We start from the raw sequence: 8,586 nt of genomic DNA on the forward strand, positions 1-8,586 counted from the left end.
TGTTTAGATAGTCAGCATGTAAAGGCTTATTGATGTTTCCTTTTGTGTCGATATATGTAAAAATAAATTGTTCTGGATTACTGATGATGCCAAATTTTGCCAGTTCATATTTTTGTTGTTCTTTCCAAGAGGTAAGGAGTTGAAGTAAGTCATTAGAAATAGAGAAAATAGTTTTCTTATTTCCCTTAGTAGATTTCACTTGTCCATATCTATCTAAAGCTTGAATTAGCTGAATCTGTGATTTTGAAAAATCGATATGTTTCCATTGAAGAGCATAGGTTTCAGATTTTCTATCGCCTAAGAAAAAAGTGAGATAAAATAGGACATAATCTTTAAGGGTTATTTTATCATTCTCTAAATCTTCTTGAAATGCTGAGAACCACTCTTGGAGTTGTTCATGAGTTAGATATAAATCTTCCTCTCTCTTTGACTCTGCAAGTTGAATCTTTTTAGTGGCCTTTATTCTTCTTAATATTTTTGCAACCTTATTAGCTTCTATATATTCAAGTTCTTCTGCCCAGTCAAAAATAGAAATCACATAGCTACGTAAAGATTTGAAGTTTGCATATTCATTAGCCTTAGACGTCATTAGATTTAGGATAACCTGCTTGTTTTGATTTAGAAACTGTATCGTATAGTTTCCAAGAAGTGGTAGTATATGTTTTTCAAAACAGGTTTTGGTATTAGCAACTGTTGACCTACTTGGTGGTTTAGAAGTAGATGTAGTTTGTCCTTCTTTATAAGATTCCCACCAGATATTGTTATAGAAGTCTGAGAAAAGAATATCTCCTTTTGCTAGTCCTGTAAATTCATTATCTTCTATTTGATTTAACTTGGTAAGCAAGTCTATCTCAGCTTGTCTTGCCTCCTTCCTTGTTTTAAATCGCTTATCGTAATAGTTGCTATTAACGATACCAAGTGGCATTCGTGCTTCTATTGGGATATAGATTTTTAAGCGAAAAGTACCGTTCTTTGTCTTACTGATAGGCATGATATCCTCCTTGTGTATCGAACCAGAAAATATCATGACTATTATAAAACAAAAATATAGATATTTCTAGTTTTGTGAGTAAAGCCATGAATTAATGGCCTCTTTATTAAATCGTATAGTCTTACCTATTTTTATTGTAGGCAGTCCTTTCTTGATCCAACTATCTAGAGTATTGTTTGAGATGCCTAGATAGTGGCAAGCCTGCTGTTTGTTTAAAAATGGGCTTTCAAGGTTACTATGGTGCAGTTTCTTTTCAATTTCTTTTGTGATAAGTTCAGCGAGTAGGTGCTGAATTTGTTGAACTTGTTCGTCTGGTAGAATTACTTGCATAAGTTATTTCTCCCTATTGTGCTATAATTGAAGTATCAGTTGATTTTTAATCATCTGTATTTGCCTCATCAGTATTGCTCGCCAAAGTATCTTCTGATGAGTTTTTTTTGTTGTTTTGGGGATTATAGCGTCTAGAATCTAAAAATTTTGTAAAAAAGTAGGTTCGTTCAATTATTAATCCCAGTAGTGAAATATCTTTATTTCTAGCGTAGTGAACTAAGTCTTCGAACTCGGTAAAATCGTTATCGGTGATTACATCGATAACAGTTTCTAGAAATAAATTTGAATTTTGCTCTATCAAGAACTTATCAAGTTCGAATCCGCAACCTGATTCAATATCCTCTATATTGTATAAAGTTTTTTCAGGATTTTCTGCATGTATGAAATAATCATACATACCTTTTGGTGACATGACAACTTCAACGTGGGAAGGTGTATTGAGTTTCTCAGTAAGAAGCTCTGATACTTGGGAATAACTTTTTAGCGATTCAAAAAATAAGACTCCGTGCTTGTGCGATTTTTTAAATTCCCCAGTTTCCCTGTTAATGTCCTTATTATGCCAAGGACTTAGAATAAATGGAATGTGCAACTCTTCGAGAATTTCTAAATAATTTTCTGGGGCACTTTCCTTATAGAATAGGAATGCCCATTTATTTGAACGTTTTTCTTTAGCCATTTTATCGTCTTTCTATGATTATTGATTATTGATTTATTGGGGGTCGTAGTAACCCCAATAAATCTTCTCTTGGGGCTTTGCCCCAAACCCTAGCCTCTCCTGCCCGATGAAACCCCATCGAACCGAAAACGCTTGCCAATTCAGCAAGGGATGGGGTAGTATTTTTTGGCGCTTCACTCTCTGCCGTTGGCATTCGTTGCGCTTAAAAAATCTCCACCCCTCAAGCCCTTGCGAATAGGCATTTTCCTGCTAATGAGGTCGTGCCGACACCTATACCGATGAAACTATTTGTAAGGCCAGTGTCGCATCAAACAAGTGTAGCAGAAAAATCGCTAGCTATATCTTGAAAATAGCTCCTGCATCCGTTGATTTAACCGTTCCTCGTCCCTTACTTGAATCGTACGAAACATCTTAACAGGTTCTCCCTCAAGTTGGAAATAGCCATATCCTCTCGGTTTTACTACAACTTCATCTTTTTCCATATCAGGAAAAAGGAGTTGTCTGTTGTTTGCTGCTAGCAGAAAGCTAGTAGACAAAGATATAACACAGTTAAAGTTATATCGTCCGGGCAAATCTACTAATAAGAACCGCTGACTGGATAAGATTAGCCTATGACCTAGACTTCTGCCCATACTATTCATCATTAGCATTTTAGACAGTATTTCCTTGTGCTTTTTTTTATCAATTTGTTCAAGATAAGCTAGGAATGCCTGCCACTCGTCAAAGATAAGATAAATATTATGAGTTTTTTCTTCCGATTTATTAAGTCTGGCTTGAAAGCGATCATAAACAGTCTCAAACAACTCAAGGCATTCAAAACCTCTAGCAACATGATTGCCGGTCATTGAAAACATATCTTCATCAGCTTTAAAATCCATGAAATATGCTTCAGCAGTTTCGTCATAAAAGGAAATCAATCCTACCAGTCTGCGCAAGAACGTTGACTTGCCTACCCCTGATGGGCCTGCAATAATCCAGGCATGGTATCGGTTTATGTCAATAGAAACAGGAGTGGGTTGACCTCTGTTGTTGACTTCAAAAACGTTTTTAATCATATTAGAAGTCCTCTTCTTGCTTGATTTCAGTCTGTCTTGCCATACGATTGTATGTTGCCTCTTCAATTGTTTTGACATCAAATTTAGCAACCCAACCAGCACCAACATTCATTTCTATGTGCATATAGTCAAGAGCAAATTCATTTGTGTATTTAGCCAACACTCCCATGAAATAATCTTCAAGCTCCTTTTGGGAGTTTGTGTCAAGATTATTAGCGAGATAGATCCAAACATCTATACCTCGTGTGGTAGCAGGATTTATAGTTTTTAACTGTAAATCATGAGATAAGTTTTGATTGAGATGATTGACCACGTTTTGTAAGACAGTACCTTTTCGGACTTGTAGTTGTTCATCAGCTTTCTTATTGAACCACCAAAGTGTGACATTTTGAATCAATGTAGTTATAAACTTAACTTGCTTGCCTGTTAACAAGAGGCATTGTTCCCATAAATTTTCATTTCTCTTAACAACCTCATCTGACACAATGAGAAACTGTCGTTTTAGAGAGATGTATAGAGTATTAAAACCTTGCCATATAAATAATGCAAGAATAAGATAAAAGAATATTTGTATCAACATATATGTTACCTCGTCATATAGTGAGTAGTTATCATCTAAACAATGCAGATGATAACTCACTATGTTCGTCACTTATCTTAATGAAATATCAGCAAGTTCAGCTACAAGAGCGAGTCCGACCGGTTGCTTCAACTTGTCAAGAACAAATGACAAGTCATACTTGTTAAGTATGATGTCAGTATTGACCAAACCATCTAAACTCTCGTTTTGATAGTTCTTCAACTTGACTTTGAACGTCGGGCAGTAATTTTCTTGACCAATACTAGCGAACTGTTCATAGAGTTCGACATCTACGCATATTAGCGAAGCCCATAGCCGTTGATTTTCTTGACCTTCGTTAATGACTCCAGTGTTGGTATCAATTACTTTGATATCTGACGAGATATCAATAGAAGTTGATAAAGCATCTAAAAATGCTCTTGCGCTTTCGTAGTTTCCTACTGATAATTTTTTTTCTTTAGACATATGAATGCCTCCTTTGCTCATCTTCCGTCTGACTAGCAATTTTAACTTTTAACGATAGGACGGTCTATATTTGAATTAGTTAGCTAACTTATGACACTATTGTACACGAAATAAAACATTTATTCAATGAGGTTTTTAGTATTGCTTGGTGTCGTATAACACGTTACTTTTGACACTTTTTTAAAAAGATGTTATAATGGTGAAAAAGGAGGAGCTATATGTTTCATTTTTCTGATTTAAAGAAAGAAAAACAGATAGATTTTATCTCTAAAAATCTATCTGAAATTTTATTTAAGCAACGACATGAACTTAATCTATCACAAGAACAATTTTTAAAAAAATTCTTTAATTATAATATCTATACTAAAAAATCTGGTTATTTATCCTTATCACAATTAAAACGCTATGAAAAAGAATACAAAAAGCAAGTTCCTTTCACTGTGCCTAAAAAAAACAGCAAAATATTTGATATAATTCTAAATTTCTCTGTTGTAGATACGATATATAGAGAAAAAATATTTCAGGATTATTTAAAAGAAGATTCACTTAGATTTGCTAAGCAATTAGAAGAACTAGGTTTGTTAGATTGTCTAGAAAAAGCAACTAGTGGGCTAGTTGCAATGAATTATTATAATTCTCTAACAGGTAAAAATTATGATAAATATTTTCTATTAGATTGGCTATTCAATAATGCAAGACAAGGCTTGTCTGGGGAGCAGATACCTGAACTAATTTACGATGGTATTAAAACAAGGCATGATATAAAGAGAGAAACTAAAAACTAAATTAGCATTAGCAAATTAAAAAAAGCCAAGTCATGCTGTATGTGACTCGGCTTATTTTTCTATCTCATCTAGAAAATCAATCAAAAGTTTTGTGACCCTATCCTGCTTACTAGGTGCTAATTTTTCCAGCTTAAACAATAATTGATTTATCAGCGGATTACTTTCAGTAAGAGAAATGTCAAAGAAACTTTCTATATCTGTATCAAGAGCGTCCATGATTTTTTCAAGGGTTTTGATTTTGATATTTGGTTCAAGGTTTTCTAATTTATAAGTATATTTTAATGGTAAGTCCGCCAGCTCCTCTAGTTGCTGTTGGGTGATATTTTTTTGCAATCTCAGTAGGCGGATTCGCTTGCTGATATAGGATTGTAGGTTCGTTTTTGTCATCTCAGTACCTCTTTAAATCCTATCATACTGGAATTTGTGTCCTTTAAAAACTACTTAAAAAGAGAAAAAAACAGTTATATAGTTTTAAAATACTACAACATGTGATAAAATAGGACTATAAAACTATCAAAAGGAGTTTATATGATGGAATCAAACACTCAAGGTCACGGAACCATCAAGAAATTGCGCACAGGCGCTGTCGTTTCTACTTTAGCACTTACTGCTTTTGGGGTATCTACTGGGGTATCGGCTAGTGAGACTGAAGTAGCCGTTAATGAGCCTGCAACTAGGGTAGTTGCTCAGGACGAGGTAGTCCCTAAAGTTCCTAGCCAAGCTGATGTTGATAAGGCTAAGGCTGAATCGGACAAGGCTAGTCAGGATGTAGCTAAGCAAAAAGAGGTTGTTGCATCTACTGAAGCAAACATTGCTAATGCTGAAAAGACTATCGCTGAAACTACTAAAAAGGTAGATGAAGCTAAGACGGTTACACCTGAAAAGGTTGCTGAGGCTAAGGCTGACGCTGACAAGAAAGCCAGCGAACTTGCTACTGCTGAGAAGACTGTAGCTGATGCTGATAAGTCTGTATCTGCGACTGCTGAGAAAGTCGAAGACCAAACAAAGGTAGTATCTAATGCTGAGAAAACTGCAACTGCTACAGCTAATAAGGTAGCTGACGCTCAGAAAAAAGTAGATGCTCTTTCATCTACTACTGATGTTGCTCCCCTTGAAAAAGAGGTAGCTACCCTTACTACTCAGGTCGCTGAAGACACTCAAGCCGTAGCAACTGCCCAAGTCAACCTTGATAACGGTAAAAAAGCTCAATCTAACAAAGACCAAGCTATCAAAGACGCTCAAAGTGGGGTATCTAGCGCTGAGTCTAATCTCACTCAAGCTACTACAGCCCTTGCCAACGCTAAAGCTGACCAATCTAACAAAGATAAGGCAGTTAACTCAGCTAAATCAGCTCTTGATGTAGCTAAACAAGGTGTTACTGAGACAACTACAACTTCTGAAACATTATACGATGTTCCAAAGGCAACTTACTCTCCAGTCTTGTCTGATGAGTACATTAAGGCAATTAAAGCCCTAGCTAATGGTACAGGCAATGTTCTTGATGTTAAGAAAGCAGTGGGTAAACCTTACATTGATGCCAAGACTGGCGTAGGTGCTTCAAATTTGTTTAATTACAACTTCACGGGTAGTTATTTCTACAAAGGTAAGGATATTGCTTACGGTAGTGAAGACACAGATAAAACAGAAATTGTTGATTTCCAACACCTATCTAAAGAGCAAGCAACTAAATTGAGTTTGTATGCAGCGTCTATCGTTAATGACTTGCGTGCTAAGGTTGGTACTGCACCTCTTAAGGTTAGTGAAAGTTCTGTTGAATTGGCTACTCAGTTTAACCATTATGCAAATCCTTTTGAAAAAGCAACAGATGGTAAGGTAAGTCCAAACTACATGAAAACTCTAGCTGAGAAGTTTGCTATGGGTAAAGAGTCCGCTAAGTTTGACTTGGATGCTCTGGGTATTCGTAAAGAAGATATCCCAGATTACACAGGCAAGGGTACTCTTTCAACTATGGCTCAAATCAAGCAAGTTATGTATGAGGGTATTGTTAAGGCAGTTTTTGGTTCAGCAGGTACAAGTTCTAGCGAAGAACCGTATAGTGGTGCTTTGTCACTTCTAGGTTTCCGTGATACTGATAAAACAAATCTTGGTGTAGGTGTAGGTTATGGTTATAGTCAGCTTGGGGCACAGTATGAGACTAGTCTCACTTTATCTCCTACTAAAGAGGTAACTACAACTACTCAGAAGGTAGACGCTAAAGCAGTTGAAACTGCCCAAAAAGCCTATGATGGTGCGGTCAAAGCATCTCAAGAAGCTAAATCAGCAGTACAATCAGCCCAAACTGCATACACTAACGCAGAAACAGCTCTTGCTAATGCTCGTACTCATCTTTCTGATTTGGTAGGTAACAAAGTTGATGTTCCAGCTCTTGAAAAGGCTCTTGCTGACGCTAAAGACAAACTAGCGCAGGACACTAAAGCATTGCAAACTGCTAAGGAATCGCTTGCTCTAGCTAAATCAAATGCTACTGACAAAGCTAAGGCTCTTGCTGAAGCTAAAACAGCTCTTGCTAATGCTAAAGCAGAACAATCAGATGCAGACAAGGCTCTTGCTACAGCTAAGGGTGAGTTGGAAGTTCTTACTAAGGCTCATGATGTAGCAGTCTTGGCTCGTAAGTCAGCTGGTCAAGACCTATTCCGTAAACGTGAAGCATCTAAAGAAGCTACTGACACTCATACAGTACTTGAACTTGCTCTTACACACCGTGATGAAGTCCTTAAGGCTTTGGACAAAGAACTTACTGACGTTAATGCTAAACTTGGTGTACTTCGTGCTGAGTTGGAGACTGCTAAGGAAGAGTTGGCTCGCCTTGGGGGTATCGCAGAAGCTAAGGCTCGTGGGTATGAGAACTTTAAGCAACTCAAAGCTGACCATGACGCATACCTTGCTGAACAACAACGCTTGCAGGCTTTGAAAGACAGAGCAGAAGAAATCCGTAATGCAGGTGGGGAGGTTAAGCCTGTCCTTGACGCTGACGGTAAAGTAGTTGATGTTGTGGATGGGAAGGCTCAGAATAAGGCTGTAGTTGCGACAGTGGGAACTAAAGACGATAAAACATATCAAGCTCCTGCACAAGCTACAAATGCAAAAGTAGAACCTAAGAAACAACTTCCAAATACAGGAACAAAGGATTCAGGGCTTTTAGCATTGCTTGGAGCAAGTGTTGGACTCCTCGCTTTAGCAGGAAAACGAAAATATAATAGATAAAAAGAAAGAGAGCGGAGGCTCTCTTTTCTATGGTGTTGTTCTAATATGTATAAATTTTATATAAGGAAAACTTTTGATATTCTGGTTCGATTTTTACTTATTTTTTATGAAAGTTTACCTTATTTTAATGAAACTGATTGAAATTATTTGAAATTTTATTTTTTGAAAACCTATGAAAACGTTGATTTTAAAGCACTTTGAAATTAGATGAAATAAGTGGTGCCCCAACCAGGTCTTAAGAAAGCTCGTAAAGCATCACAATTTAGTAAACGTTAATTCGAAAGAATTACTATACTTACAAAGAGCACCTTTCGGGGTGTTCTTTTTGTACTTTCTTACTAAATTGGTGCAATTGACACAGTTGTTGCGACTTTAGTCGCTTACAAATGTGGCTGCAACATGACGAAGTCAGTTGCCTCAAAACGTTAATCAATACGATTATATCAACGTTTCAAAGCACTCAAAAGTTTACCTTATGG

Annotated in this window: 9 protein-coding genes; 2 read left to right on the plus strand and 7 right to left on the minus strand. The window is 36.6% G+C overall.

Annotation, left to right across the window (positions count from 1 at the left end):
* From ADH54_RS06020 to ADH54_RS06045, 6 genes are all read right to left on the minus strand, one after another.
* On the minus strand, nucleotides 1-991 hold a 991-nt coding region (locus tag ADH54_RS06020; protein ID WP_049524412.1), incomplete at its 3' end, for a tyrosine-type recombinase/integrase.
* Between the two features lie 66 nt (nucleotides 992-1,057).
* Complete coding sequence (locus tag ADH54_RS06025) at nucleotides 1,058-1,321, minus strand: helix-turn-helix domain-containing protein (protein WP_049524413.1); 264 nt, start codon at nucleotides 1,319-1,321, stop codon at nucleotides 1,058-1,060.
* Between the two features lie 46 nt (nucleotides 1,322-1,367).
* Nucleotides 1,368-1,997, minus strand: a complete 630-nt coding sequence (locus ADH54_RS06030) for a replication protein (RefSeq protein WP_049524414.1) — start codon at nucleotides 1,995-1,997, stop codon at nucleotides 1,368-1,370.
* 332 nt (nucleotides 1,998-2,329) lie between these two features.
* On the minus strand, nucleotides 2,330-3,052 hold the full coding sequence (locus ADH54_RS06035) for an ATP-binding cassette domain-containing protein (RefSeq protein WP_049524415.1): 723 nt from the start codon (nucleotides 3,050-3,052) through the stop codon (nucleotides 2,330-2,332).
* Nucleotide 3,053: 1 nt separating this feature from the next.
* Complete coding sequence (locus ADH54_RS06040) at nucleotides 3,054-3,536, minus strand: hypothetical protein (protein ID WP_049524419.1); 483 nt, start codon at nucleotides 3,534-3,536, stop codon at nucleotides 3,054-3,056.
* A 168-nt stretch (nucleotides 3,537-3,704) separates the two neighbouring features.
* On the minus strand, nucleotides 3,705-4,097 hold the full coding sequence (locus tag ADH54_RS06045; RefSeq protein WP_049524416.1) for a hypothetical protein: 393 nt from the start codon (nucleotides 4,095-4,097) through the stop codon (nucleotides 3,705-3,707).
* A 218-nt stretch (nucleotides 4,098-4,315) separates the two neighbouring features.
* On the opposite strand from ADH54_RS06045, the gene ADH54_RS06050 reads away from it, so the two are divergent.
* A complete protein-coding gene (locus tag ADH54_RS06050; RefSeq protein ID WP_049524417.1) occupies nucleotides 4,316-4,882 on the plus strand; it encodes a hypothetical protein in 567 nt (188 codons plus the stop codon).
* A gap of 51 nt (nucleotides 4,883-4,933) precedes the next feature.
* On the opposite strand, the gene ADH54_RS06055 is transcribed toward ADH54_RS06050, so the two are convergent.
* On the minus strand, nucleotides 4,934-5,269 hold the full coding sequence (locus ADH54_RS06055; protein ID WP_049524418.1) for a helix-turn-helix domain-containing protein: 336 nt from the start codon (nucleotides 5,267-5,269) through the stop codon (nucleotides 4,934-4,936).
* 144 nt (nucleotides 5,270-5,413) lie between these two features.
* Here ADH54_RS06055 and ADH54_RS06060 point away from each other — a divergent pair, with 144 nt between their 5' ends.
* On the plus strand, nucleotides 5,414-8,107 hold the full coding sequence (locus ADH54_RS06060) for an SEC10/PgrA surface exclusion domain-containing protein (RefSeq protein ID WP_049524420.1): 2,694 nt from the start codon (nucleotides 5,414-5,416) through the stop codon (nucleotides 8,105-8,107).
* The last annotated feature ends 479 nt before the right edge of the window (nucleotides 8,108-8,586 follow it).

This window comes from Streptococcus pseudopneumoniae (assembly GCF_001072315.1).
GTDB lineage: Bacteria > Bacillota > Bacilli > Lactobacillales > Streptococcaceae > Streptococcus > Streptococcus pseudopneumoniae_R.